The sequence below is a fragment of the uncultured Bradyrhizobium sp. genome, assembly GCF_936943645.1.
Lineage (GTDB): Bacteria > Pseudomonadota > Alphaproteobacteria > Rhizobiales > Xanthobacteraceae > Bradyrhizobium.
In genome coordinates this window covers 1-24,694 of the sequence record NZ_CAKZJO010000080.1, presented here as the reverse complement: position 1 = coordinate 24,694, position 24,694 = coordinate 1, and the positions used below count along the sequence as shown (strand labels likewise).

The following is a 24,694-nucleotide window of genomic DNA, read 5'->3' as shown; positions in this document are numbered from 1 at the left end:
CTGCTGGTGTCGCCAGGTACGTGTGCGATCCAAGTGGCATCCCTGCCGCCAGGCTAGCCCAGGTCGCCCAAGCGGCCCGACGCTTTGCTAGACCCTCGGACAACCGGAAGTTATTCTCGCCGGGATATTGAAATCTCGGACGGCTATATGAGACCTCTTTTTCTGATTTTGCTTTTGGCATCGTCTCCCGCGCTCGCCGGCGTATCTCAGCCCAATCCGCCCACTCCTGGAGAGATCGCTGCGAACACCGCGCGCTTCAATCGGTGCCTGAGGTACGCGACGAAGACCTATACCGTCACCATCAAGGTGGTCACCGACGACAAAGGCATGATCGTCGGCGAGCCGGAAGTGGTCGCCCCGGTCGACAACGACGAGTTTCGAGAAGACGTGCGCGGGGCGATGAACCGGATTCGGGCGTGCGAGCCCTATCAATATTATCCGGCGGAGAAGTTTGCCTACGGGAACAAGATACAGCCCTTCATCTTTCACCCCGTGCCGAAACTGAATGAAGAGATGAAGGCTGCCATCGACAAGCACTTTGACGATTGCGTGCCTGCTCGCGAAAAGGGCCCCGACATCACCGTGCGGTTCGAATTCAGCATCAGTGGTTCATACGCACGTCCGCCGATGCTCGAGGACAGGAGGGACACGGTGGAGTATCTCCGATCGGCTGCCGAAGTCATGGAAGCGGTGCTCAAATGTCCGCCGCTCAACCTGCGAGGCGACGAGCACAACAATTGGCGAATGATCTTGCGTCGCTTCGAGAGCGTGGAGGGCGACAAGGATGCGATAACTCCCAAGCCTGCGCGCGTTCGGAGGCCTAGCCCTCGGTGAACTCGCCCCCCAATCGGTCGAGCGGTTGCTGACAGCCCTTAACAGCCCTTGGCAGCCATTCCGCTCCATGCTTCGCTGCCGCGCAGGACAGGACCATGGCGAGGTGGGGGATGGCCGGGCGTGACCAGCTCGACAGCGTCGATCTGAAGATTCTCTCCGAACTGCAGCAGGACGGACGGGTTCGCAACAACGAGCTGGCGCTGCGCGTCGGCGTGTCCGCGCCGAACTGCCTGCGGCGGCTGAAATCGCTGTTCAGCCGCGGCGTGATCCGGGCGGTGCGCGCCGTCATCGACGAGCGGTGGCTGGGCTATGAAGTCGTCTCGTTCGTCTCGATCCAGCTCGGCAGCCAGGCCCAACCGGTGCTGGAGGCGTTCGAGAGCTCGATATCAGCGATCCCGCGCATCCAGCAATGCTGGCGGATTTCCGGCGACACCGACTATCTCCTGAAATGCGTGGCGCCGAGCGTGGAGAGCATGCGCCAGCAGCTTCTGCACTTCGCGGCAATGCCCGACGTGAAGAACGTGCGAAGCTTCCCGGTGCTCGGAGTTGCCAAGGATGTGCCGCTGCCGTTGCAGGACGCCGCGACAGCGTCTGTCGGTTAGCAGGTCACGCCGCCCGCGGCCTGCATTTGAATCAATTGCGACCGAGTTGGAGGCGATCCTCGACCTGCACGCCGCGGAAGCATGTCTTGTCGGCATTATAATGCTGATTAAATCACCTAACTGAGAAATGTGATTATCACATCCCTGCAATGCGCTGAACCGTGATTGATGGTTCCAGTGGTTGGCTTACATGCGGGGTTATGAGCCTCAACGCGCAACGCGCATCGCGCGTCGGGAGCTCAATGTGGGACTCCTTAACTAGGATAAGACAACATGACCTCGGTTTCGAAGACGTTCGCAGTTTCCGCCGCAACGCTGTTTGCGTCTGCGTTTCTGGTGCTGACGGCACCGACTGCGAAAGCGGAAGATTTTTGCATCACCAACGGCGCGCAGGCCGCTCACGGCTGCGGCTATCCGACGATGGACGCCTGCCGCGCCGCTGCCGGCGGTATCGGCGGCACGTGCGCGCAGAGTGGTGGGAAGAGCGCGAGCGATTCTCTCGCCTATCAGCCGAAGCATTCGCAGTCGCGCGGCAAGCTCCGCTCGGGCGGCCAGACCAACTCGAATTGATCAGGGTTAAGTCTGGTGGTTTCGACCTTTACGGCCTTCGGGAGTGATCCCGGAGGCCGTAAACGTTCTGGGGGGCACGACGCTTCACGGCGCTCGCTTCCATGCCGTCCTAACGGTACCGCCCGCGAAACTCGCGCGGGCTTGCGCCGGTCCAGGTGCGGAAGGCGCGGGAAAAACTCTTCTCGTTGCGGAAGCCGGCGATCTCGGCGATCCGCTTGATCGGCGTGCGGCCGCGCATCAGCTCCTGCTTGGCCAATTCGAATTTTGCCTCTTCCTTGAGGTCGCGCAACGAGGTCGATTCCTCGCGCAGGCGCCGATGCATGGTGCGCGTTGAAAGCGCGAGCTCGCTTGCGACATCTTCGGCGCCGAGACTTCGCCCGCGCGCATTGCGCAGCACGCGGCGGACCCGCTCGACCAGCAACCGGTCGCGCCGATAGGGAAGCACCGTCAGCCTGAGCGCGCCCTTGAGCATGTTGTCGAGATCGACGGGACTGCGCGTGAGCGGCAGCGAGAGATAGTGCTTGTCGAAGACGATGGCCGCGTGAGCCGCATCGAAGCGGATGGTGCGTGAGAAGATGGTCGGATAGACCGAGACGTGGCCGGGCTCGGAAAACGGAAATTCGGCGGCGCGGAGCGCGATCCTGGAATCCACCGCCCAGCAGGAGAAGCCGAGCACGTAGCGGAGCAGGGTGACCAGGCAGAATTCGCGGAACGCGCCGAGGTCGCGCAGCTCGCGAATGGTCACCGTCGCGGTCTCCTCGCCGACCTCGAGATCGAGCCGCACGTCCTCGGTGAGCAGGCGGTGGTGCCGGCACCAGCGCTTGAGCGCGACCTCCAGCGTCGGCGCGGTGATCGAGGCGCGGCACAGCATGCCGTAGGTGCCGAAGGGCAGGCGCCGCGAGAACCAGCCGAGCGCCTCGTCGTCGAGCTCGCGCATGGCGTGGCCCGCCAGCGCCTCGAACTGGGCGGCCGTGACCCGTCCGTCCGGAGAATTGACAAGGTCTGGCGCTATCTGGCCCCGCTGCAAGGCTTCAGCCGGGTCCAGTCCGTATCGCGCATAGGCGGCGACCACACCGCGGACGAACGCGGCAGGGGTGACGGCGCGGCGCGGGATCGCGGTTGCGACTTGAAAAGGCATTGCGAACCCCAGGGAATTCCTTCCGGAAAATCCTCGCCAAGTTTGGCGGAAAATGCAACCTTTTCGACCGCAAGAGGGCTCCGGGCCCGCTAGGTTCGGACCCCAAAATAGGGAGGAATCGCCTTGAACATCCCGAGCATCGACTTCGATCTGGGCGAAGACATCGGCATGCTGCGCGACACGCTCCGCGCCTTCGTAGAGGCGGAAATCACGCCGCGCGCCGCCGAGATCGAGAAGGCCAATCTGTTCCCGACCGACCTCTGGAAGCGCTTTGGCGATCTCGGCCTGCTCGGCATGACCGCGCCGGAGCAATATGGCGGCTCCAGCATGGGCTATCTCGCCCATATCGTCGCGATGGAAGAAATTTCGCGCGGCTCGGCCGCGGTCGGCCTGTCCTACGGCGCCCATTCCAATCTCTGCGTCAACCAGATCCGCCGCAACGGCAACGACGCGCAGCGCCAGCGCTATCTGCCCAAACTGATCTCCGGCGAATATGTCGGTGCCCTCGCGATGTCCGAGCCGGGCGCCGGCTCCGACGTGGTCTCGATGAAGCTGCGCGCCGACAAGCGCGGCGACCGCTACGTGCTCAACGGCTCGAAGATGTGGATCACCAATGGCGGCGATGCCGACGTGCTGGTGGTCTACGCCAAGACCGATCCCGAGGCCGGCCCGCGCGGCATGACCGCCTTCCTGGTCGAGAAGGGGTTCAAGGGCTTCACCCATGGCCAGCATCTCGACAAGCTCGGCATGCGCGGCTCCAACACCTATCCCTTGTTCTTCGACGAGTGCGAGGTGCCCGAGGAGAACGTGATGGGCAAGGTGGGCGAGGGCGTCAAGGTGCTGATGTCCGGCCTCGACTATGAGCGCGCGGTGCTCTCGGGAGGCCCTCTCGGGATCATGGCGGCCTGCATGGACGCGGTCGTGCCCTACATGCACGAGCGCAAGCAGTTCGGCCAGCCGATCGGCGACTTCCAGCTGATGCAGGGCAAGCTCGCCGACATGTATGCAACCTGGCAGGCCACGCGCGCTTATGTCTATGCCGTGGGCAAGGCCTGCGACCGCGCCGACCACGCGCGGACCCTTCGCAAGGATGCCGCGGCCGCGATCCTCTATTCCGCGGAGAAAGCGACGTGGATGGCCGGCGAGGCGATCCAGGCGCTCGGCGGCGTCGGCTACACCAGCGAATTCCCGGTCGGGCGGCTCTGGCGCGACGCCAAGCTGTACGAGATCGGCGCGGGGACGTCCGAAGTCCGCCGCATGCTGATCGGCCGCGAGCTGATGGCCGAGACGGCTTAAACGTTCATCTCATTGGAAACATCATGCCGCTTCATTCCAGCATCGATCCGTCGTCATCAGATTTCGCGCGCAATTCCGAGGCCATGCGCAGTCTCGTGGCCGACTTGCGTGAAAAACTCAGCCAGGTCGCCGGCGGCGGCGGCGAGGCCTCGCGCAACCGCCATACCTCGCGCGGCAAGATGCTGGCGCGAGAACGCGTCGACCTCCTGGTCGATCCCGGCACCTCGTTCCTGGAGCTGTCGCCGCTCGCGGCCTACGGCCTCTATGGCGGCGACGTGCATTCGGCGAGCGTCGTCACGGGCGTGGGACGCATCTCGGGGCGGGAGTGCGTGATCGTCGCCAACGATGCCACCATCAAGGGCGGCACCTATTACCCGATGACCGTGAAGAAGCATCTGCGGGCGCAAGACATCGCGCGGCAGAACAATCTGCCCTGCGTCTACATGGTGGATTCCGGCGGCGCGTTCCTGCCGCTGCAGGACGAGATCTTCCCGGACGAGCGCCACTTCGGCCGCATCTTCTTCAACCAGGCGCAGATGTCGTCGCAGGGCATTCCGCAGATCGCGATCGTGATGGGCTCCTGCACCGCCGGCGGCGCCTATGTCCCGGCGATGTCGGACGAGAGCATCATCGTGCGCAACCAGGGCACGATCTTCCTCGGCGGCCCGCCGCTGGTGAAGGCCGCGACCGGCGAGGTCGTGAGTGCGGAAGAGCTCGGCGGCGCCGACGTGCATTCGCGGCAATCGGGTGTGACCGATCATTACGCCCAGAACGATGCCCATGCGATCGGGATTGCCCGCCGCATCGTCGGCACGTTGAAGCCGTCCACGCGGCCGAACCTCAACATGCACACGCCCCGCGATCCGCTGTTCGCGGCGGAGGAGATCTACGGCGTGGTGCCGGTCGATGGCCGCAAGCCGTTCGACGTGCGCGACATCATCGCCCGCGTGGTCGACGGCTCCGAGTTCGACGAGTTCAAGAAGCTCTACGGCACGACCCTTGTTTGCGGCTTCGCCCATATCTGGGGCTATCCGGTCGGCATCATCGCCAACAACGGCATCCTGTTCAGCGAAAGCTCGCTGAAGGGCGCGCATTTCATCGAGCTATGCTGCCAGCGCGGCATTCCGCTGGTGTTCCTGCAGAACATCACCGGCTTCATGGTCGGCAAGAAATACGAGGCCGGCGGCATCGCGCGCGACGGCGCCAAGCTGGTGACGGCGGTCGCGACCGCGTCGGTGCCGAAGTTCACCGTCGTGATCGGCGGCTCCTACGGCGCCGGCAATTACGGCATGTGCGGCCGCGCCTACTCGCCGCGCTTCCTCTGGATGTGGCCGAACGCGCGCATCTCCGTCATGGGCGGCGAGCAGGCCTCGATGGTGCTGAGCCAGGTCCGGCGCGACAATATCGAAGCCAAGGGCGACAGCTGGTCCAAGGACGAGGAAGACAAGTTCCGCGAGCCCATCCGCGCTCAATATGAGAGCCAGGGGCATCCTTATTATGCGACCGCGCGCCTCTGGGACGACGGCGTGATCGACCCCGCCGACACGCGCCTCGTGCTCGGCCTTGGCCTCTCGGCGGCATCGAATGCGCCGATCGAACCGACGAAATTCGGCCTGTTCAGGATGTGATGCGATGGACCGCTCAAAGCTCTACCACCGTTTTCGCACGCTCCTGATCGCCAACCGCGGCGAGATCGCCTGCCGCGTCATCCGCACCGCGCGCGCCATGGGGCTGCGCACCGTCGCGGTCTATTCCGAGGCCGACCGCGATGCGATGCATGTCGCGCTCGCGGACGAAGCCGTGCTGCTCGGGCCGGCTCGCGCCCGCGACAGCTATCTCAATGTCGAGCGGCTGATCGAAGCCGCGAAGAAGACCGGCGCCGAAGCCGTCCATCCCGGCTACGGCTTCCTGTCGGAGAATGCCGAGTTCGCGCAGGCCTGTTACGATGCGGGCCTCGTCTTCGTCGGCCCGACCGCCGACATGATGAATGCAATGGGCTCGAAATCGGGCTCGAAGGCGCTGATGGAAAAGGCAGGGGTGCCGCTGGTGCCCGGCTATCACGGCGAGGCCCAGGACGACGCAACGCTGGCCAAGGCGGCCGAGAAAGTCGGCTTCCCGATCCTGGTGAAGGCCTCCGCCGGCGGCGGCGGCCGCGGCATGCGCATCGTGCGATCGTCCGACGAGCTTGCGCCCGCGATCGTCAGCGCCAAGCGCGAGGCCAAGGCCGCGTTCGGCGACGACCGCATGCTGATCGAGAAATATGTCGACAATCCCCGGCATATCGAGGTGCAGATCATCGGCGACAGCCACGGCAATCTGCTCTCGCTGTTCGAGCGCGAATGCACGCTGCAGCGCCGGCACCAGAAGGTCATCGAGGAGGCGCCGTCGCCGACGCTGAACGCCGCCCAGCGCGAGACCGTCTGCGCCGCCGCGCGCAAGGCGGCCGGTGCGGTCAACTATGTCGGCGCGGGCACCATCGAGTTCGTCTCCGACGGCAAGGACGTGTTCTTCATCGAGATGAACACACGCCTGCAGGTCGAGCACCCCGTGACTGAGCTGATCACCGGGATCGACCTCGTCGAATGGCAGCTGCGCGTCGCCTTCGGCGAGGCGTTGCCGATGAAGCAGGACGAGATCAAGCTCAACGGCCACGCCGTCGAGGCGCGCGTCTACGCGGAGAACCCGACCAAGAACTTCATGCCGTCGGTCGGCAGGATCTCGACCTGGCGCCTGCCGGCGGAGACCGGAGGCTTGCGCATCGACGCCGGCTATCGCGAAGGCGATAGCGTCTCGCCGTATTACGACGCCATGCTCGCCAAGATGATTGCGTGGGCGCCGACGCGGGACGTCGCGATCGAGCGGCTGAACCGGGGGCTGGAGGAGTCCGACGTCCGCGGCATCGTCACCAATATTCCGTTCCTGTCGGCGCTGATGACGCATCCGAAGGTGCGGACCAACGCGATCGACACCGGCTTCATCGAGCGCGAGCTGGCGGTGCTGACACAGGCAGGGGCGGCGCCGGGCGAGCTGGAGCTTTGCGCCGCGGTTGCTGCCATCGTCAACGAGGAACGGCAAGGTGAAGCGAGCTCGCCCTGGCAGACCTTCGGCTGGCAGCCGGTCGGCCGCCGCCAGCGCAGCTTTGCTTTCCGCGTCGGCCATGGGCCGGAGCAGAAAGTCACGCTGAACTACGGCAGCGGGCCGTCCACGCTGGTGATCGGCGAGCGCGAGCTGGCGTTCACGATCGCGGCGAAGCCCGGGGGCTTCGACCTGACGCTGGACGGCGTCAAATCGTCCGTGGCGGCCGTGATCGACGGCCATGAGCTGTACTTGCGCACGCGCAACGGCCGGTTCGACCTGCATTGGGTCGATCCGTTCGGCGGCGAGACCGAGGAGCAGACCGGCGCCGACAAGATCGCGGCACCCTTGCCGGGCACGGTCGTCGCCGTGCTGGCCGAGGAGGGCGCCAGGCTGGAGAAGGGCGCACCGATCCTCACGCTCGAAGTCATGAAGATGGAGCAGACGCTGCGGGCGCCCTATGCCGGCGTTCTGAAGTCCGTCAAGTGCAAGGTCGGCGACATCGTGCAGGAAGGCGTCGAGCTCGCCGTGGTCGAGCCTTCAGGGGAGTGACATGAGCGAGCCCGTCCGCATCATCGAAATGGGGCCGCGCGACGGCCTCCAGAACGAGAAGACGCCCGTCAGCGTCGAGGCTCGCATCGCCTTCATCGAGGCGCTGGTCGCGGCCGGACTCGACACGGTCGAGGTCGGCGCCTTCGTCTCGCCCAAGGCGATCCCGCAGATGGCAAGCTCCGATGCCGTGCTGCGCGGCGTCGCTCACGTGAAGAACGCCGAATTCCACGTGCTGGTGCCGAACGAGAAGGGGTACGACGCGGCTCGCGCCGCTGGCGCCAAGGTCGTCTCCGTGTTCGCGGCGGCTTCCGAGGGCTTCTCGCGCGCCAACATCAATTGCACGGTCGCGGAGTCCATCGAGCGGTTCAAGCCGGTCTTGGCGCGCGCCAGGGACGACGGCATTCCGGTGCGCGGCTATATCTCCTGCGTGCTGGGCTGCCCGTTCGACGGCGAGATCAAGCCGAAGGCGGTCGCCGATCTCGCGGGCACGCTGTTCGAGCTCGGATGCTACGAGATCTCGCTCGGCGACACCATCGGCGTCGGCACGCCAACCAAGGCCAAGGAGATGCTGCGCGCGGTTGCCGCCAACATCCCGCCGGCAAAGCTCGCGATGCACTTCCACGACACTTACGGCCAGGCGCTCGCCAATCTCTATGCCGGGATGGAGGAGGGCGTGCGCGTCATCGATGCCGCCGCGGGCGGCCTCGGCGGCTGCCCCTATGCCCCGGGCGCGACCGGCAACGTCGCGACCGAGGACGTCGTCTACATGCTCGAAGGCATGGGTGAGAAGACGGGCGTCGACATGGAAAAGCTGCTGGCAGCGACCAACGCGATCAGCGGCGTGCTGAGCAAGCCGCCGGTCAGTCGCGTGGCCTCCGCGCTGAACGCGAAGAGGAAGCGGGCGGCTGCGTAAGCTCCGCAGGGTGGATCGGCCAAAGCCGTAACTGACCACTGTCGATCCCCTCGGAAACCGAAGGGGCGGCGGAAGCAATAATCGTGCGGTGGGGGTGATGCATAGCGCCGTGCACAAGGCTCAATATGGGAGAGGCGTACTCTGCCAGAACCAGAGCAGAAACGCGCACTCGGACGTCAGGGTCAAGGCCGAGAGGTAGACCACAGTCGAGTCTCTCAGCCACTTCCTGCGGTTCCTGAGATAGCTGACGTAGACAAACAAGACCGGGCCCATGAGCAACCAGATCGGCCAAGTGTAAAAGAGGCCCAGCGCCAAGCCTGCGAAAATCGCGGACAGCCGGAAATCCACGCTCGCGATGAGGGCGGCGAACAGCAGTGCCGTGACCACGACATAGCCCAGTGTCCCGAACATCACGGATATCGGCCAGACCGTAATCACCTGGGGCCGCCAGCCGCGGCGTTTGACGTGACCTGCAAACGCCACGCCCACCAGTGAGCCGAGGACGAACGGCCCGAACAAGGCGAGCGCGAGAATGAGGCAGAAGCCGATGACCTGACCGATCTGCGCCACCAGTTCCCCCCGCTACCTGCTCCCGTCCGGTCCCATCACGAGATCAGGCAGTCCGGTCGAGATCCCCGGCACGAGGCACAGCAGCAGCACCGCGAGCATCATCAGCAGCACGAACGGAAGCGTGCCCCAGATCACCTCGCGCAAGGGAATATCGGGCGCGACGTTGCGAATGACGAAGATGTTGAGGCCGACCGGTGGGTGGATCAGCCCCATCTCCATCACGATGGTCATGACCACGCCGAACCAGATGATGTCGAAATTCGCAGCGCGGAGCGGCGGCAGGATGATCGGCGCCGTCATCAGGATGATCGAGACCGGCGGCAGGAAGAAGCCGAGCACGACGACCATGACCAGGATCGCGAACAGCAGCTCCCAGCGCGGCAGGTGCATCGCGACGATGGATTCGGCGACCGACTGCGAGATGTGCAGATAGCTCATCACGTAGGAATAGAGCAGCGACATGCCGATGATCATCATCAGCATGGTCGATTCCCGGATCGTCGACTTCATGATCGGCGCGAGGTCGCTCGGCCGCCACACGCTGTAGATCGCCGCGATCAGCGCCAGCGCGAGGAGGCCGCCGAGACCGGCGGTCTCAGACGGCGTGGCATAGCCGCCATAGAGCGCGATCATGACGCCGGTCAGCAGCAGCACGAAGGGGATCACGCGGGGCAGCACGCTGAAGCGTTCGGCCAGCGTGTACTCGTCGCGGGCGAGGATCGCGGCCTCGGGGCCGCCTTTCTTGTAGATCGCTTCAGCTGCTGCATATTCGCGGCGGAAGCGGAAGACGGCGTAGAAGCCGAACAACGAGACGAGCAGGAGACCCGGCCCGATGCCGGCGAGGAACAGCCGGCCGAGCGACTTTTCGGCGGCGACCGCGAACAGGATCATGGTGATCGACGGCGGCAACAGGATGCCGAGCGTGCCGCCGGCGGCGATGATGCCGGCCGCGAAGCCGCCGGAATAACCGCGCTTGCGCATCTCGGGAATGCCGGCCGAGCCGATCGCCGAGCAGGTGGCGGGCGAGGAGCCCGCCATGGCCGCGAACAGTGCGCAGGCGAACACGTTGGCAACGCCGAGGCCGCCGGGCACGCGGTGCAGCCAGGCATGGAGTGCCGAATAGAGATCCTGGCCGGCGCGCGACTTGCCGATCGCCGCGCCCTTCAGGATGAAGAGCGGGATCGACAGCAGTGTGATCGAGGCCATTTCCTCGTAGACGTTCTGCGTCACCGTATCGAGGGACGCCGCGGGCATGTAGATGGCCATGAACACGACCGCGACCGCGCCCAGCGCGAACGCGATCGGCATGCCCGAAAACATCACGAGCAGCGTCGCAACGCCGTAGGCAACGCCGATACCGAACACGCTCATGAACGCCTGGCTCCGGTGAGGGGCAGCGCGAGCTGCACGAGGATCTGGACGCAGAGCAGGCTCATGCCGAGTGCCATCAGCGAATAGGGGATGGCGAGCGGTGGCGACCACATCGAGTTCGAGACCTGGCCGTCGACATAGGCCTCATGGGCCAGCGTCCAGGACTTCCAGGTGAAGAAAGCGCAGAACAGGAACGTCGCGGCATCGACCAGCCAGAGCCGGATCTTGTTGGCGAGCGGCGAGAGCAGGCCGACAAAGGCCTCGATGCCGATATGGCCGCGGTTCTGCTGCACATAGGCCGCGGTCATGAAGGTGGCGCCGACGAGAAGGAACACGGCGGCCTCGTCCTGCCAGTAATTGGCGGCCTTGAACAGGGCGCGGCTGAGCACGCTGTAGCTCAGGATGGCGCAGGCCGCGACCAGCGCGATTGCGGCGAACACGACAATGATGCTGTTGAGGACGGCAAGACCGCGATCGATCGCCGCCGCAGGGCCAGTGCCCGCGGCAGCGGTAGCGTGGTCGTCACGATCCGGAAGCGGACCGTGGCTCATGCAGCGACGTCGGTCGCAAGCTTGAGCAGGTTCGCGGAGGTCGCGGTCTTGGCGCCGTAATCCTTCCACGCGGTGTCGCGCGCGATGTCGCGCCACTTGCCGACGGTGGCGGCATCAAGCGCCGAGACCTTGGCGCCGGCCTTCTCGTAGACCTTGGCGACCTCGACGTCGTCGTCCTGCGCGCCCTTGCGGCCGAAGGCCTCGAGCTCGGTGCCGACTGCGAGCAGGATGTCCTGGTGGTTCTTCGGCAGCTTGTCGAAAATCGCCTTCGACATCATCAGCGGCTCGAGCATGAACCAGTAGGAAGCGCCGGCCCCTGACGTCAGCGACTTCGCGACCTCCTCGAGGCGGAACGAGATCAGGCTGGTCGAGGAGGTGATGCCGGCATCGCAGGCACCGGTCTGCATCGCCGCGTAGATTTCGTTCGACGGCACCGACAGCACCGAGGCGCCGGCGGTCTGCAGCACCATGTCCATCTCGCGCGAGCCGCCGCGCACCTTGAGGCCCTTGGCGTCCTCAGGCGCCACGATCGCCTTGGAGCGGCTGGCGACGCCGCCGGCCTGCCAGACCCAGGTGAGCAGGATGATGCCCTTGTCGGCGAGGAAGTCGGTCAGCGCCTTGCCGACCGGCTCCTTCTTCCAGCGCAGGCCCTGGTCGTAGGTGGTCACGAGGCCGGGCATCAGGCCGATATTGGTCTCCGGCAATTCGCCGCCGGCATAGGGCATCGGATAGAGCGAGATGTCGAGCGCGCCCTTGCGCATCGCGGAGAACTGCGCGTTGGTCTTGATCAGCGAGGAGTTCGGATAGATCTCGGCCGCAATGTCGCCGTTGCTGCGCTTGGCGACCTCGGCGGCGAACATGCGGCAGAGCCGGTCGCGGAAATCGCCCTTGTCGATGGTGCCGCCCGGGAATTGATGCGAGATCTTCAGTGTGGTGGCGGCCTGTGCGGTGCCGGTGCCGAAGCGGAGGATGGCGGGTGCGGCGACGGCGGTCGCAATCAGATGGCGGCGCGTGAGCATGATGTGATCCCCTTGGACGGTTCTTCGAACGGTTCTTGTTTGGCGTGATTGGCGGGTCGTGTGACCGGTGCGTAGGCCCATCCTAGCCCGTCTTTCACCCGATATTCTCTCATCTGATAGTTCGAGATCGATTGCCGCGGCAAGTGCCGGACGTGCTGCGCTGCACACACGTCCGATGGCCACTGCGGGCCCCGGGGCTCCTTCGAACGGCGGATCGCAACGCGCTCGCTAAAATTTGTCGGCGGCGGCGTAACAAGCCGGTCCGTCCATCCGTCGAGTCTGGATAGCGGCGTCCGTCGCTGACAAACACATCTCGAAGGGAAGTTGATCCATGACCATTCGCACCCGCATCGTGCTCGGCCTGTCGGCTGCCGCTCTCTCGCTTGGCCTTGCGCTGTCGCCGGCCGCTTTTGCCCAGGACAAGATGGGCAAGGATGACGGCATGATGAAAAAGGACACGATGTCCAAGGACGGCATGATGAAGAAGGACACCATGTCCAAGGACGACGGCATGAAGAAGGACCACATGTCGAAGGACGGCATGAAGAAAGACGACGGGATGATGAAGAAGAACTGATCTTCGCCCGTTCGCGATCGAGGCGTTTGGCAAGAGCCGAACGCGCGCGCGAATGTTTTGGGGCGGTCGCCCGGACCGCCCCAACAAACATCTCGGTTCAATTCGAATTGAACGTGACCCGCAAAGGTCACGCGTCAATCTATTTGCGCTTGGCCTTGCGGGCCGCGTAGCGCGCGTCGCGCTTGGCCTTCTGCTCGGCTTCGAGAGCCGCGGCCTTTTCGGCAGCATCCTGGGCTTCGCGGGCGATCCGCGCGGCTTCGGCGACCTTGGCTTCTTCCTCGATACGCTTCTGCTCGGCCTTTTCAGCCTCACGCGCGGCCTTGGTCTCGGCGCGCTTGGCCGCGAGAGCCTCGCGCTCGGCGCGCTTCGCCGCCACCGCGGGATCATCGGGACCCGGCTGCGACTTGAACTTGTTCAAAAGATTTTTGCGGGCGTCCTGTGCCGCCTTTTGCCGGTCTGCGAAGCCGGGTTCCCTGAATCCACTCATCGACGAGCCTTGTCTTCCTCGCTTTCGATCCTACATCACTGCCAGTTGGTACGTCGGCTGGGCATAGCAGGCGCCGCGCGACGCAGAAGCGTGTACATCGCTGCGCGTCGCGAAGCCACCCATAATCGCAGCCGATCAGGTCAACGAAAATCGCCACCCCCGACGATCTCTCGTAGCCCGGAAAAACTGCCGAATTGTGATGTCCCTCATAAGGGACCACGAGGGCGACGCCTAGCGTCCGCCCGACACGGAGCACGGGCATGACGATCTCAAGATTGAGCCTCAAGGCGCTCGCAACGGCCGTCGCCGTGGTGGCCGTGGCCGGTGCCATGCTGCTCCTCGCGCGTCCGCAGCCCATCGACAGTGCCGTCCTGGGGGCCGACTGGGAGTGCACCCAGACCGCGTTCGTGCTCACAACCTGCGCACCGCGGGCCCAGGGGGCGATCCCGGCGGTCGAAACCTCGCGCAAGGACGCGCTCCGGGCGACCCGAGGCTGAGTCCGCGAAATTGGACCGAAGCGGCCGGCCGGGATGTGACGGGACGTCGCAGAGGTGATAAGCCGGCCTGCCCGAGCGATCAGGTAACCATGTCCACGTCCCAGCCCGAACCGGGCGAGAAGCCGAAATCCAGGCCGAAGCCGCCGTCAGGCGACAATCGCCGCGGCGCGGTTGCCGGCCTGATCATCGCGATCGTGATCCTTGGTGTCGGCTGGTGGCTGGCCCGGGACCTCACCGCGGCCAGCAAGATGCAGGATTGCCTGATGTCCGGGCGCAGCAACTGCAACGTGATCGAGCCCGCCCGCTAGAAGCCGCTCGAGCATGGCTGCTCGGGCCGAAAAATTGCCGCGATCTTAATCATTTGTAACGGGACTTCGCTGATCAAAGCAGGTCAGCTATGTCAGCCGGCATCAAGCCCAGCGCGCGACGAATCGTCGATCGCGCCAGGCACCACGGCAATCGCGAGAGCGATCGAAAGAGTAGGGGGTCAAGCACGCATGAGTGCGTCCAACCGCATGAAGATCATCATTCCCTTGGTTTCGGCCATGTCGCTGCTCGCGTTGTCGGCGCAGGCCCAGGACGCGAGGCCCCCGAGGGATGCCGGCCAGCCTCCTGCCGGCCCCGCCGCCGGGGCGCCGCCTCCAAACAATCAGAACATGCGCAAGGGCCCGCCGCCGCAGCAGGCCGCCCGACCCGCGCCGCAGCCCGGTGTTCAGCCCCACGCGGCTCCCGGTGCGCGTGCTGCCGGCGGCCCGCCGCCGGGACGGTATGTCGCCCACGGTCCCGCTCCAACGCGCGACTGGGGCGGACACGCCTATCGCGGCAATCGCGCCTGGGATGGCGGCCGCTGGCGCCACGAGGTGCACAACGGCCGCTCCGGCTGGTGGTGGGACGTTGGCGGCGTCTGGTATTATTATCCGCAACGAATGGCGGGCCCGCCCGCTTACATCTCTGAAGAGTACTACTACGACGTGCCGGTGGCCTATGCTCCGCCGCCGCCTCCCGTCGCCTATGCGCCGCCACCTCCGCCTCCGCCGCCGGCCGATCCCGGCGCGAGCGCGCTCGGCGGCGCCATTGTCGGCGGCGTGCTTGGAGGCCTGATCTCGGGCAATGCAACCGGGGCTGCTGCCGGCGCAGTGCTCGGCGGCGCGACCGGAGCCATCGCAGGCGCCACTGCCGCATCCCAGCCCGGTTACTACTGGGCGCAGGGCAATTGCTACTATCGGTACCCGGACGGGCAGTACGTGGCGGCCGATCCGCGGGCGTGCCGCTAGGAAGCTGATCGTATCCTGATGTGAAAGAGGCGGGAGAAAGGCCCGCCTCTTTTGTTTGTCCCGATGGATGTGTCGGCGCCGCGTTCGGCGTCGCACAACAACTGCCGCAAAATAGCGCTTGGCTGGCGGTGCCACTTCACGCGATTCTCAAAAGAAAAAGTTGGGACGGGAATTGATTCGCGGGGACGTGGGACATGCTGGAAGCCATCCAGATCAGCTTGGCGCTTTGGGCTATGATTGTTTGCGGGGGGATCAAGCTGGGGCAGGTGATGCACTGCCTGCTTTAGCTCGCGATCCCGGCGGCAAGCCTTGCTCGGGAAAACGCCTTGCTCGGGAAAGCGCCTTGCTGGTGAAGAAGCCAGTCGCCTTGCGTCAAGCCACGAGCCAGTTGAAGAACGCCATCGCGCCCCAGACCAGGCCGGCAATCCAGGCCAGCATCACGATGCCGATGGTCCCGAGATAGGCAATTCCCAGCAGGTCGATTCTCAGGCCAATCCTTGGCCGTCGTGTCGAGACGTTTGCTGAGGCTGCTGCTTGTTGTGCCATGACGGAAACCACCATCGATGCCATCGCGCTCCCTGACGCGTCGAGACATGGTTTAACCGAGATACCAGGCCAAGACTGTGACGCCATTCACAGATGGGCTGAATGCGGCCAGCCTCACGGGCTCGTCATCGTCGCACGCATGTGGTGAGCGGTGGCGCCGCGGGGGCGGGCCTCACCCCGCAATCATACGGACGAAATTGCCATTCCCTTGTCCATATGGCGAGCTAGGGTCCGCCGCATGTGTCCCAAGTACGATCCACAGCGTGAGGCCGAGGCCGCAATGAAGCGGGCCGCAGCATCGGAAGGCGCCGACCGGCAACGCCTGATCCAGCTGGCTTTGGCCTGGCACGAACTCGCCCGCGACCGCCGCGGCGAGCGGGCGGACTGAGGGCATTCTCGAGGGATATTTGGGACGATGCGTCGCGGTCGGCCGGCTAGCCGATCTGCATGAGAAAGCCCCGTGCTCGGGGGGACAAGCACGGGGCCCTTCAAAGCCGATCGGGGCTGGCAGATCGGCACCACTCGATTTCAGGGCACCAACGTGCCGGCCGTGATCCCGTTCCACGTCGTCTGCGCATTTTGTCGGGCCGTGGTTTGACTCGCCTGTAACGGCCTGCTTCGCTCGCGTTCAAACAGGAACATCCGTTCCTTGTGGACGTTGGCCGGCTATGACCGACCCCGAGTTACGCGCACAGTCTTTCGAGATTGCCTGGAAATATCTCGATCGATCCGGCCTTCTCACAGGAGAGCACCGGGACTCCGCCCGCTTCATCCTGAACAGAATCGACCGCATGATGCTGCGAGGAGAGCGGCGCAGATTGTTGCTGTCGAATGCCGCGATCGACGCCTATCGCGTGCGGCCGGTGCTCGTGACGCTGAACATGTGAACGAAGCGACTGGGTGAAACGCGACGTTAAGACATGCGCCGCGCTGATTTGTCCGGTTACGATTCGTGCTTTGGGAACGAAGCGGAGTCGGACCGTGAACAAACAAAAGGCCGCCGCAGAGGCTCAGTGTTTCAGGCGGCTTCCGTCTTGGGAACGGCGTCGGCATTCAGCGAAAGCTTGACGACATCACCTTCGACCGCACCGACATATTTCGTGTCGATGTAGTGATGATGGTCCTTGTGACCTTCCGGGCTGTCCATCCGCGTCAGCTTGATGCGGTTGCCCTCGACGCGGTCGACGGTGCCGACATGGGCGCCGTCCTTGCCGATGATTTTCATGTGCTCTTTGATGTCAGCCATGTCGTCCTCCTTGCAAAATCCCAACTGCGGACATCAAGGTTCGTTGCACAGGCGCGGATTGGACCCTCGGCACTTTCCGCACGTTGAACGTCTGATCGGATCTGCCAATCGGATCTGCCAAGACGCGCATGGAGACCATTCAAGCCTATCTGGAACGGAAGCACGGGGAACTCGGGCTGTTGAACGACTGCCTGAGACATCGGCTCGATTTGGCGTGTCCGCAATCGGTCGATGAGGTCGTCAGGTCAAAATTCCAGATCACTGCGGCACTGAGAGCCCAGCACGAGCTGCACGAATGGAGGGCGACGGAGACGGCCTGGTCGCATATGAGCGAACCCGCCAGCGGACCTTTCGAGTTCAGTTACGACTACCAGCGAGCCGATCTGACGGTACGCGGTCCGTCCTTCTATGAGTTCGACTGCGGCTCGACGGGCACGGCAGTCTATACGAGCTCAGGCATGGCGGCGATCTCCGCCGTGCTGCTGGCTTCCGCGCAGATCGTCGAGAAGGCCGATATCCTGGTGCTGCCGGGCTCCTACGGCGAAACGCTCGAGCTGATCCGGGGCTTTGTTCCTCAATTGCGGCTCGTGACGTTGAGGCTGCCGCTGGGCGACGCTCTTGCTCCGGCAAATTCGCCGCGCATTCTTCTGTTGGATTCCTGCTCGCGCGCCGGCGCATTCGAGGCGGTGCTCCGAAGTGACGTCTCCGGTCTCGATCTCCTGGTTTTCGATACGACATGCTTCGCCGGGCGTTCGGGCCGCATCCGGCGTGTTCTGAGGTGGGCCCGGCGATACCGGATCCCGCTGGTCCTGGTGCGAAGCCACAACAAGCTCGATTCGCTCGGGGCTGAATATGGCCGGCTCGGCTCGGCCGTTTTCGTGCATGACAATGCACATGAGGCCCGGGCGGGATGCCCTTGGACCCGTCTTTCGGTTGAAACCCGCAACGCGGTGCGGCTGCTCGGCGGCGCGGCGTTGCCGGCGCACTTTCCGCCCTTCGTCGGCAGCGCGGCCTATTGGGCCCTTACGCAACGGCGCGTTGCGGCGATCTTGCGCAACGGCCGAAGCATGGCGCGCTATTTTGCTGCGAAGCTCCCGGCGCTCTCGGCCGAACTCCATTTCGCCCACGGTCTCTACGTCACCCTTCGGGGCAGACGTCCTCTGGACGAGGCGAGTGCGCGGCAGGCCGCCGAGGATATGAGCAACGAATTGCGCGCAGGCGGCTTCCCGATCCGCCACGCCGGCAGCTTCGGTTTCGACTTCGCCGCGACCGAGTGGTTTCACGACGCGACCACGGACCAGTACAGCGTCCGGGTGGCGGTCTCGGATTTGCCGATGGAGGTGTGGGACGACCTCACCACGGCGATCGCGCACTGGTGGCGGGTCCATCAGTCGGTGGGTGGTGAAGGATGAATGTCGTCGCTTGTGCGGAAGAGGGCGCCTCGATCAGTCGATCGCCAGGCAATGTTCCACCACAGGCTTCTCGCGGGCTTCGTCGCTGGCGTGGCTGGGACGCACCCATTCCTGAACGGCGAAGGCAAGGTGATGCTGGCCCATTGCAGCGCCAACGATCGATGCCTGAGCCACCTTGATGGGCCTCGTGACCACACCGGTTGTCACCACGCCTGCGTCGATGGCCAAATAAGTCATCGCACCGATCGCCACCACGGAGGCGATCGCCATTCTCGTCAATTCGGATTGCTGCATCAAAAAACCCGTCGGGCGCAATTCGCCCGGCGCATACATAGGGCTGATCGGCGCCGATCAAAGGCCGGCATATGGTTACCCACGCGTTCGTGAAGGCGGTTGATCGGCGAATGAGACTGGCGATCCCGGCAGGATTCGAACCTGCAACCCTCAGAGTAGAAATCTGATGCTCTATCCAGTTGAGCTACGGGACCATCTTGAGCCGGCCCGGCCGTGGGGGCGGCAGTCCGTCTACCATGCCAATATGAAAAATATCGTGTTTCGCCAAGTCTGAACCGAACCGTTTTCCTCAGAGCCGCGACAAAGCGAGACGGTGGCATGTCAGGGTGCCGGGTCGAGCGGCAGCGCAACGGACGATGGATCACATCGCCGGGAGCGCTGAAGAGCTTCCGGGATGTGGCCGCCGGTCGACGGGTCGGGTATTGCTGCGCCATCAGGACGGCGTGTGCGGCGGTATCTTGATCGGTCTCCTCTGGGCTTGCCTTTCCATGGCGAATGCGACGATTTCCACCTTTGGTTCCATCGCCTTGAGTCCGTCACCTTTCCGCGCATTTCATGCTGCCTGCGGGCGGCTGTCCGCGATTTCCGGGAGTCCATCATGATCGGTCTTGTTCGCGCCGTCACAATCTGCGCCGCGCTGGCGCTCGGCCTCTGCGCGGCGCAAGCTGCCGACAAGGCGTTCAAGCGCGACGATCTCGCCGATTCCGCGATCAAGCTGGAAGCCCAGATCAAGAGCGAGGCCGGGCCGGTCGCCAAGACCAATGCGACGCTGAAGACGGACGCCGACGCCGCCTTCCGCCGTAACGATTTCCGCACCGGCCTGTCGGTGCTCGGCCAGATCGCGGCGACCACCCCGGAGGATACCGGCAACTGGCTGCGGCTCGCCAAGGTCATCTTCCAGATCTCGCCGAAGAGCTCGAGCGAGCAAACCTTCCTGCTGGAGCGCGCCTCGACCGCGGCCTACATCGCCTACCAGCGTGCCGGCAATCCGGGCGAGGAGGCCGACGCGCTTGCCGTGCTCGGCAAGGCACTGGCCGAACGCAAGCTGTGGCGGCCGGCGCTGGATGCGCTGCGGCTGTCGCTCGACATGCGCGAGGTCGCCGACGTCCGCGGCCAATATGAGAGGATGCGCGACGAGCACGGCTTCCGGCTGCTCGACTACACCGTGGACTCGGATTCGGCGAGCCCGCGGGCCTGCTTCCAGTTCTCGGAGGAATTGGCAAAACGCACCGACTTCGCGCCGTTCCTGGCGCTGGCGGGCCAGGACAAGCCGGCGCTCTCGGCCGAGGGCAAGCAACTCTGCGTCGACGGGCTGAAGCACGGCGAGCGCTACAATATCAATCTGCGCGCCGGCCTGCCGTCCACGGTGAAGGAAGGCCTGCCGAAATCGGCCGAGTTCAACGTCTATGTGCGCGACCGCAAGCCGTTCGTGCGCTTCACCAGCCGCGCCTATGTGCTGCCCCGGACCGGCCAGCGCGGCATTCCCGTGGTCAGCGTCAACACGCCTGCGGTCAACATCAACGTCTTCCGCATCGGCGACCGCAACCTGATCAACACGGTGGTCGACAGCGACTTCCAGAAGACCCTGTCCAAGTACCAGCTCAGCGATCTCGGAGATGAGCGCGGTGTCAAGGTCTGGTCCGGCGAGCTTGCGACCGCGATGACCCTGAACCAGGACGTCACCACGGCGTTCCCGGTCGATCAGGCACTCGGCGAGCTCCAGCCGGGCGTCTACGTGATGACGGCTGCCGCCAAGGGGCCGGGCTCGGACGACGAGTACCAGCTCGCCACGCAATGGTTCATCGTCTCCGATCTCGGCGTCGCCGCCTACTCCGGCAATGACGGCATCCACGTGTTCGTCAATTCGCTGGCCTCGACCGATCCGGTCGGCAAGGCCGAGGTGCGGCTGGTTGCCCGCAACAACGAGATCCTGGCCACGCGCAAGACCGACGAGTCAGGCCATGTGCTGTTCGAGGCCGGTCTTGCGCGCGGTGAGGGCGGTCTATCGCCGGCCATGCTGACGGTCACCGGTGAGAAGGCCGATTATGCCTTTCTCAGCCTGAAGACCTCCGCCTTCGACTTGTCCGATCGCGGCGTCTCCGGCCGTGCGGTTCCTGCGGGCGCCGACGCCTTCGTCTATGCCGAGCGCGGCGTCTATCGCTCCAGCGAAACCGTCTATCTCACCGCGCTCTTGCGCGACGGGCAGGGCAATGCCGTGACCGGCGGGCCGATGACCCTGGTGATCGAGCGTCCCGACGGCGTCGAATTCCGCCGTGCCGTGCTGTCCGACCAGGGCGCCGGCGGCCGCACGCTGGCCGTGCCGCTCAATTCGGCCGTGCCGACTGGCACGTGGCGGGTGCGTGCCTTCACCGATCCGAAGGGCTCGTCGGTTGGAGAGACCACCTTCATGGTCGAGGATTACGTCCCCGACAGGATCGAATTCGACTTGTCCGCCAAGGACAAGCTGATCAAAGCTAACACTCCTGTGGAGCTTAAGGCGGACGGCCATTTCCTCTATGGCGCGCCGGCCTCGGGTCTTGCACTCGAAGGCGACATGCTGATCGCGCCCGCGACGGAGCGTCCCGGCTTTGCCGGTTACCAGTTCGGCGTCGCCGACGAGGAGACCAATTCGAACGAGCGCACGCCGCTGGAGAACCTGCCCGAGGCCGACGCCAACGGCGTTGCGACCTTCCCGGTGACGCTGGACAAGCAGCCGACCTCGACCCGTCCGCAGGAGGCGCAGATCTTCGTGCGCATGGTCGAGACCGGGGGGCGCGCCGTCGAACGCAAGATCGTGCTGCCGGTCGCGCCCAGCGTCGCGCAGATCGGCATCAAGCCGCTGTTCGGCGACAAGAACGTCGCCGAGGGCGACAAGGCCGAGTTCGACGTCGTGTTCGTTTCGCCCGAGGGCGAGAAGCTGCGCCGCGACGGCCTGCGCTACGAGCTCCTGAAGATGGAGTCGCGCTACCAATGGTATCGCCAGAACAATTACTGGGAGTACGAGCCGGTCAAGTCGACCTCGCGCGTCGCCGACGGTGACGTGACGATTGCCGCCGACAAGCCGGCGCGGATTTCGCTGAGCCCCCAACCCGGCCGCTACCGTCTCGATGTGAAGTCGAACGACGCCGATGGCCCCGTGAGCTCGGTTCAGTTCGACGTCGGCTGGTATTCCGACGGCAGCGCCGACACGCCGGACCTGCTGGAGACCTCGATCGACAAGCCGCAATATTCCTCCGGCGACACCATGACGGTGTCGGTTAATGTCCGCAGTGCCGGCAAGCTCACCATCAACGTGCTCGGCGACCGGCTGCTGACGACGCAGACCATCGACGTCAAGGAAGGCACCGCGCAGGTGAAGCTCCCGGTCGGCAAGGACTGGGGCACCGGTGCCTATGTGGTAGCGACGCTGCGCCGGCCGCTCGATGCCGCGGCCCAGCGCATGCCGGGCCGCGCGATCGGCCTGAAATGGTTCGGCATCGACAAGCAGATCCGCACCCTGCAGGTGAAGCTGTCGCCGCCGGCGCTGGTGCGGCCGAACTCGACGCTGAAGATCCCGGTCAAGCTCGACGGGCTCAATCCGGGCGAGGACGCCAAGATCGTGATCGCCGCGGTCGACGTCGGCATTCTCAACCTCACCAATTACAAGCCGCCGGCGCCGGATGATTATTATCTCGGCCAGCGCCGCCTGAGCGCGGAGATCCGCGATCTCTACGGGCAGCTGATCGACGGCATGTCCGGCACGCGCGGCCAGATCAAGTCCGGCGGCGACGCCGGGGCCGCCGAGCTGCAGGGCTCGCCGCCCACGCAAAAGCCGCTCGCGCTCTATTCCGGCATCGTGACCGTTGGTGCCGACGGCACCGCCGAGGTGAGCTTCGACATGCCCGAGTTCGCCGGCACCGCGCGCGTCATGGCCGTGGCGTGGACCGCGACCAAGCTTGGCCGGGCCAACACCGATGTCGTGATCCGCGACCCCGTGGTGCTGACCACGACCCTGCCGCGCTTCCTGCTCAATGGCGACCACGGCACCGTCAACCTCGAGATCGACAATGTCGAGGGCCAGGCCGGCGACTACGTCATCAACGTCAAGACGGGCGGGCCGGTGAAGATGACCGGCAACCCGGCGACCACGGTCAAGCTCGCCGCCAAGCAGCGCAACTCGTTCTCGCTCGCGGTCGACGCGACTGCGGCGGGGCAGGCGACGCTCGACGTCGACATCAAGGGGCCTAACGGCCTGACGCTGGCGCGGCATTACGCGTTCGACGTCAAGGCGGCAACGCAGGTGCTGGCGCGGCGCTCGATCCGGACGCTGGCGAAGGGCGAGAGTCTGACGCTGACCTCGGACATGTTCTCCGACCTCGTGCCGGGCACCGGCAGCGTTTCGGTGTCGGCGAGCCTGTCGACCGCACTCGACGCAGCGACCATCCTCAAGGCGCTCGACCGCTATCCCTATGGCTGCTCGGAGCAGATCACGAGCCGGGCCATGCCGCTGCTCTACGTCAACGAGCTCGCGGCCGGCGCGCATCTGGCTATGGACACCGAGGTCGACCAGCGCATCCGCGACGCCATCGAGCGGCTGTTGGCCCGTCAGGGCTCCAACGGCTCGTTCGGCCTGTGGTCGGCCGGCGGCGACGATGCCTGGCTCGATGCGTATGTGACTGATTTCCTCACCCGCGCCCGCGAAAAGGGCTTCGTGGTGCCGGACGTGCTGTTCAAGAACGCGCTCGACCGGGTCAGAAACTCGGTCGTCAACGGCAACGAGCCGGAGAAGGACGGCGGGCGTGATCTCGCCTACGGCCTCTACGTGCTCGCCCGCAACGGAGCAGCACCGATCGGCGACCTCCGCTATCTCGCCGACACCAAGCTCTCCAACCTCGCAACCCCGATCGCGAAGTCGCAGCTCGCGGCAGCGCTCGCTCTGGTCGGCGACCGCAACCGCGCCGAGCGGGTCTATGGTGCCGCGCTCGACAGCCTCGCGCCGAAGCCGGTGCTGGAGTTCGGCCGCACCGACTACGGCTCGCAGCTGCGCGATGCCGCGGCTCTGGTCTCGCTCGCCAGCGAAGGCAACGCGCCGAAGGCAACGCTGACGCAAGCGGTGAGCCGGGTCGAGACCGCGCGTGGGCTCACCCCCTACACCTCCACGCAGGAGAACGCGTGGCTGGTGCTGGCGGCGCGGGCGCTGGCCAAGGAAAACCTCTCCTTGGAAGTGGACGGTCAGCCGGTGAAGACCGCGCTCTATCGCAGCTACAAGGCCGCGACGCTGGAGGGCAAGCCGCTGAAGATCACCAACACCGGTGACGCGCCGGTGCAGGCGGTGGTCTCGGTGTCGGGCTCGCCGGTGACGCCGGAGCCGGCAGCATCGAACGGCTTCAAGATCGAGCGCAGCTACTTCACGCTCGACGGCAAGCCCGCCGACATCAGCAAGGTTAAGCAGAACCAGCGCTTCGCGGTGGTGCTGAAGATCACCGAGGCCAAGCCGGAGTACGGCCACATCATGGTGTCCGACTATCTGCCGGCCGGCCTCGAGATCGACAACCCGAAGCTGGTTTCCTCCGGCGACAGCGGCACGCTGGACTGGATCGAGGACGGCGAGGAGCCTGAGAACACCGAGTTCCGCGACGACCGCTTCACCGCGGCCGTGGACCGGGCCTCGGATTCCAAGGCGGTGTTCACCGTCGCCTATGTCGTGCGGGTGGTGTCGCCCGGCAAATACGTGCTGCCGCAGGCCTACGTCGAGGACATGTACAATCCCTCGCGCTATGGCCGGACGGGCACCGGGACGGTCGAGGTGCGGGCGGCGAAGTGAGTGGTGGGATGAGCGAGGCGGAGCCGCATCCACAGTCGTCATGCCCGGGCTTGACCCGGGCATCCAC

24 protein-coding genes and 1 tRNA gene are annotated in these 24,694 nt (G+C 65.1%); 15 read left to right on the top strand and 10 right to left on the bottom strand.

Features of this window, described 5'->3' with window-relative positions; genetic code table 11:
- Positions 1-147 precede the first annotated feature (147 nt).
- From Q0743_RS21105 to Q0743_RS21095, 3 genes are all read left to right on the top strand, one after another.
- Positions 148-834, top strand: coding sequence for a hypothetical protein (locus Q0743_RS21105; protein WP_298243415.1), 687 nt, complete (start codon positions 148-150; stop codon positions 832-834).
- A gap of 110 nt (positions 835-944) precedes the next feature.
- Positions 945-1,436, top strand: coding sequence for an Lrp/AsnC family transcriptional regulator (locus Q0743_RS21100; RefSeq protein WP_298243519.1), 492 nt, complete (start codon positions 945-947; stop codon positions 1,434-1,436).
- Between the two features lie 273 nt (positions 1,437-1,709).
- Complete coding sequence (locus Q0743_RS21095) at positions 1,710-2,006, top strand: DUF3551 domain-containing protein (protein WP_298243414.1); 297 nt, start codon at positions 1,710-1,712, stop codon at positions 2,004-2,006.
- A 109-nt stretch (positions 2,007-2,115) separates the two neighbouring features.
- Here Q0743_RS21095 and Q0743_RS21090 read toward each other — a convergent pair whose 3' ends face one another.
- Positions 2,116-3,144, bottom strand: coding sequence for an AraC family transcriptional regulator (locus Q0743_RS21090; protein ID WP_298243413.1), 1,029 nt, complete (start codon positions 3,142-3,144; stop codon positions 2,116-2,118).
- Between the two features lie 123 nt (positions 3,145-3,267).
- Here Q0743_RS21090 and Q0743_RS21085 point away from each other — a divergent pair, with 123 nt between their 5' ends.
- From Q0743_RS21085 to Q0743_RS21070, 4 genes are read left to right on the top strand one after another with little or no spacing between them, the layout of a single operon-like run.
- Positions 3,268-4,440, top strand: coding sequence for an isovaleryl-CoA dehydrogenase (locus Q0743_RS21085; RefSeq protein ID WP_367184928.1), 1,173 nt, complete (start codon positions 3,268-3,270; stop codon positions 4,438-4,440).
- Positions 4,441-4,463: 23 nt separating this feature from the next.
- A complete protein-coding gene (locus Q0743_RS21080; RefSeq protein ID WP_298243412.1) occupies positions 4,464-6,068 on the top strand; it encodes a carboxyl transferase domain-containing protein in 1,605 nt (534 codons plus the stop codon).
- A gap of 4 nt (positions 6,069-6,072) precedes the next feature.
- The gene (locus tag Q0743_RS21075; RefSeq protein WP_298243411.1) at positions 6,073-8,067 is read left to right on the top strand and encodes an acetyl/propionyl/methylcrotonyl-CoA carboxylase subunit alpha; all 1,995 of its coding nucleotides are present in this window, start codon (positions 6,073-6,075) and stop codon (positions 8,065-8,067) included.
- A 1-nt stretch (position 8,068) separates the two neighbouring features.
- Positions 8,069-8,980, top strand: a complete 912-nt coding sequence (locus Q0743_RS21070; protein ID WP_298243410.1) for a hydroxymethylglutaryl-CoA lyase — start codon at positions 8,069-8,071, stop codon at positions 8,978-8,980.
- A 120-nt stretch (positions 8,981-9,100) separates the two neighbouring features.
- Here the strand turns inward: Q0743_RS21070 and Q0743_RS21065 are convergent, their stop codons facing one another.
- From Q0743_RS21065 to dctP, 4 genes are read right to left on the bottom strand one after another with little or no spacing between them, the layout of a single operon-like run.
- Positions 9,101-9,550: a hypothetical protein gene (locus tag Q0743_RS21065; protein ID WP_298243409.1), complete on the bottom strand. Its 450-nt coding sequence runs from the start codon at positions 9,548-9,550 to the stop codon at positions 9,101-9,103.
- 12 nt (positions 9,551-9,562) lie between these two features.
- A complete protein-coding gene (locus Q0743_RS21060; protein ID WP_298243408.1) occupies positions 9,563-10,921 on the bottom strand; it encodes a TRAP transporter large permease in 1,359 nt (452 codons plus the stop codon).
- On the bottom strand, positions 10,918-11,472 hold the full coding sequence (locus Q0743_RS21055) for a TRAP transporter small permease (protein WP_298243407.1): 555 nt from the start codon (positions 11,470-11,472) through the stop codon (positions 10,918-10,920). Before Q0743_RS21055 ends, Q0743_RS21060 begins: the two co-directional genes overlap by 4 nt.
- Positions 11,469-12,491 (bottom strand): TRAP transporter substrate-binding protein DctP, encoded by a 1,023-nt coding sequence (gene dctP, locus Q0743_RS21050; protein ID WP_298243406.1) that lies wholly within the window; start codon positions 12,489-12,491, stop codon positions 11,469-11,471. The genes Q0743_RS21055 and dctP overlap by 4 nt, the downstream gene beginning before the upstream one ends.
- Before the next feature lie 331 nt (positions 12,492-12,822).
- Here dctP and Q0743_RS21045 point away from each other — a divergent pair, with 331 nt between their 5' ends.
- Positions 12,823-13,068 carry a pentapeptide MXKDX repeat protein gene (locus Q0743_RS21045; protein ID WP_298243405.1) on the top strand — a complete coding sequence of 82 codons (246 nt, stop codon included), beginning with the start codon at positions 12,823-12,825 and terminating at the stop codon, positions 13,066-13,068.
- 139 nt (positions 13,069-13,207) lie between these two features.
- On the opposite strand, the gene Q0743_RS21040 is transcribed toward Q0743_RS21045, so the two are convergent.
- A complete protein-coding gene (locus Q0743_RS21040) occupies positions 13,208-13,555 on the bottom strand; it encodes a DUF6481 family protein (RefSeq protein WP_298243404.1) in 348 nt (115 codons plus the stop codon).
- 260 nt (positions 13,556-13,815) lie between these two features.
- Between Q0743_RS21040 and Q0743_RS21035 the strand changes: the two genes are divergently transcribed.
- The 3 genes from Q0743_RS21035 to Q0743_RS21025 all read left to right on the top strand — a co-directional run bounded on the left by Q0743_RS21035 (position 13,816) and on the right by Q0743_RS21025 (position 15,326).
- Entirely contained in the window at positions 13,816-14,052 is a 237-nt protein-coding gene (locus Q0743_RS21035) for a hypothetical protein (RefSeq protein WP_298243403.1), read from the top strand.
- An 89-nt stretch (positions 14,053-14,141) separates the two neighbouring features.
- On the top strand, positions 14,142-14,360 hold the full coding sequence (locus Q0743_RS21030; RefSeq protein WP_298243402.1) for a hypothetical protein: 219 nt from the start codon (positions 14,142-14,144) through the stop codon (positions 14,358-14,360).
- A gap of 189 nt (positions 14,361-14,549) precedes the next feature.
- Positions 14,550-15,326 carry a hypothetical protein gene (locus Q0743_RS21025; RefSeq protein ID WP_298243401.1) on the top strand — a complete coding sequence of 259 codons (777 nt, stop codon included), beginning with the start codon at positions 14,550-14,552 and terminating at the stop codon, positions 15,324-15,326.
- A gap of 372 nt (positions 15,327-15,698) precedes the next feature.
- Here the strand turns inward: Q0743_RS21025 and Q0743_RS21020 are convergent, their stop codons facing one another.
- The gene (locus tag Q0743_RS21020) at positions 15,699-15,896 is read right to left on the bottom strand and encodes a hypothetical protein (protein ID WP_298243520.1); all 198 of its coding nucleotides are present in this window, start codon (positions 15,894-15,896) and stop codon (positions 15,699-15,701) included.
- A gap of 214 nt (positions 15,897-16,110) precedes the next feature.
- Here Q0743_RS21020 and Q0743_RS21015 point away from each other — a divergent pair, with 214 nt between their 5' ends.
- The gene (locus Q0743_RS21015) at positions 16,111-16,260 is read left to right on the top strand and encodes a hypothetical protein (RefSeq protein WP_298243400.1); all 150 of its coding nucleotides are present in this window, start codon (positions 16,111-16,113) and stop codon (positions 16,258-16,260) included.
- 280 nt (positions 16,261-16,540) lie between these two features.
- A complete protein-coding gene (locus Q0743_RS21010) occupies positions 16,541-16,759 on the top strand; it encodes a hypothetical protein (protein WP_298243399.1) in 219 nt (72 codons plus the stop codon).
- A gap of 131 nt (positions 16,760-16,890) precedes the next feature.
- Here the strand turns inward: Q0743_RS21010 and Q0743_RS21005 are convergent, their stop codons facing one another.
- Complete coding sequence (locus tag Q0743_RS21005) at positions 16,891-17,118, bottom strand: DUF2171 domain-containing protein (protein ID WP_298243398.1); 228 nt, start codon at positions 17,116-17,118, stop codon at positions 16,891-16,893.
- Between the two features lie 128 nt (positions 17,119-17,246).
- Between Q0743_RS21005 and Q0743_RS21000 the strand changes: the two genes are divergently transcribed.
- Positions 17,247-18,530 carry a hypothetical protein gene (locus tag Q0743_RS21000; RefSeq protein WP_298243397.1) on the top strand — a complete coding sequence of 428 codons (1,284 nt, stop codon included), beginning with the start codon at positions 17,247-17,249 and terminating at the stop codon, positions 18,528-18,530.
- A 33-nt stretch (positions 18,531-18,563) separates the two neighbouring features.
- Here Q0743_RS21000 and Q0743_RS20995 read toward each other — a convergent pair whose 3' ends face one another.
- Both Q0743_RS20995 and Q0743_RS20990 read right to left on the bottom strand, forming a co-directional pair.
- Positions 18,564-18,863, bottom strand: coding sequence for a hypothetical protein (locus tag Q0743_RS20995; RefSeq protein WP_298243396.1), 300 nt, complete (start codon positions 18,861-18,863; stop codon positions 18,564-18,566).
- A 78-nt stretch (positions 18,864-18,941) separates the two neighbouring features.
- Positions 18,942-19,018, bottom strand: a tRNA-Arg gene (locus tag Q0743_RS20990).
- Positions 19,019-19,422: 404 nt separating this feature from the next.
- On the opposite strand from Q0743_RS20990, the gene Q0743_RS20985 reads away from it, so the two are divergent.
- Positions 19,423-24,627 (top strand): alpha-2-macroglobulin, encoded by a 5,205-nt coding sequence (locus tag Q0743_RS20985; RefSeq protein WP_298243395.1) that lies wholly within the window; start codon positions 19,423-19,425, stop codon positions 24,625-24,627.
- Positions 24,628-24,694: the final 67 nt, after the last annotated feature.

Bases quoted from the DNA above. Each gene is read 5' to 3' on its own strand.
- Q0743_RS21070 (WP_298243410.1), top strand. From the start codon at position 8,069: ATGAGCGAGCCCGTCCGCATCATCGAAATGGGGCCGCGCGACGGCCTC.
- Q0743_RS21080 (WP_298243412.1), top strand. From the start codon at position 4,464: ATGCCGCTTCATTCCAGCATCGATCCGTCGTCATCAGATTTCGCGCGC.
- Q0743_RS21060 (WP_298243408.1), bottom strand. From the start codon at position 10,921: ATGAGCGTGTTCGGTATCGGCGTTGCCTACGGCGTTGCGACGCTGCTC.
- Q0743_RS21090 (WP_298243413.1), bottom strand. From the start codon at position 3,144: ATGCCTTTTCAAGTCGCAACCGCGATCCCGCGCCGCGCCGTCACCCCT.
- Q0743_RS21105 (WP_298243415.1), top strand. From the start codon at position 148: ATGAGACCTCTTTTTCTGATTTTGCTTTTGGCATCGTCTCCCGCGCTC.
- Q0743_RS20995 (WP_298243396.1), bottom strand. From the start codon at position 18,863: ATGTATGCGCCGGGCGAATTGCGCCCGACGGGTTTTTTGATGCAGCAA.
- Q0743_RS21005 (WP_298243398.1), bottom strand. From the start codon at position 17,118: ATGGCTGACATCAAAGAGCACATGAAAATCATCGGCAAGGACGGCGCC.
- Q0743_RS21000 (WP_298243397.1), top strand. From the start codon at position 17,247: ATGGAGACCATTCAAGCCTATCTGGAACGGAAGCACGGGGAACTCGGG.
- Q0743_RS21055 (WP_298243407.1), bottom strand. From the start codon at position 11,472: ATGAGCCACGGTCCGCTTCCGGATCGTGACGACCACGCTACCGCTGCC.
- Q0743_RS21075 (WP_298243411.1), top strand. From the start codon at position 6,073: ATGGACCGCTCAAAGCTCTACCACCGTTTTCGCACGCTCCTGATCGCC.
- Q0743_RS20985 (WP_298243395.1), top strand. From the start codon at position 19,423: ATGATCGGTCTTGTTCGCGCCGTCACAATCTGCGCCGCGCTGGCGCTC.
- Q0743_RS21040 (WP_298243404.1), bottom strand. From the start codon at position 13,555: ATGAGTGGATTCAGGGAACCCGGCTTCGCAGACCGGCAAAAGGCGGCA.
- Q0743_RS21100 (WP_298243519.1), top strand. From the start codon at position 945: ATGGCCGGGCGTGACCAGCTCGACAGCGTCGATCTGAAGATTCTCTCC.
- Q0743_RS21015 (WP_298243400.1), top strand. From the start codon at position 16,111: ATGTGTCCCAAGTACGATCCACAGCGTGAGGCCGAGGCCGCAATGAAG.
- Q0743_RS21030 (WP_298243402.1), top strand. From the start codon at position 14,142: ATGTCCACGTCCCAGCCCGAACCGGGCGAGAAGCCGAAATCCAGGCCG.
- Q0743_RS21020 (WP_298243520.1), bottom strand. From the start codon at position 15,896: ATGGCATCGATGGTGGTTTCCGTCATGGCACAACAAGCAGCAGCCTCA.
- Q0743_RS21095 (WP_298243414.1), top strand. From the start codon at position 1,710: ATGACCTCGGTTTCGAAGACGTTCGCAGTTTCCGCCGCAACGCTGTTT.
- Q0743_RS21010 (WP_298243399.1), top strand. From the start codon at position 16,541: ATGACCGACCCCGAGTTACGCGCACAGTCTTTCGAGATTGCCTGGAAA.
- dctP (WP_298243406.1), bottom strand. From the start codon at position 12,491: ATGCTCACGCGCCGCCATCTGATTGCGACCGCCGTCGCCGCACCCGCC.
- Q0743_RS21025 (WP_298243401.1), top strand. From the start codon at position 14,550: ATGAGTGCGTCCAACCGCATGAAGATCATCATTCCCTTGGTTTCGGCC.
- Q0743_RS21035 (WP_298243403.1), top strand. From the start codon at position 13,816: ATGACGATCTCAAGATTGAGCCTCAAGGCGCTCGCAACGGCCGTCGCC.
- Q0743_RS21045 (WP_298243405.1), top strand. From the start codon at position 12,823: ATGACCATTCGCACCCGCATCGTGCTCGGCCTGTCGGCTGCCGCTCTC.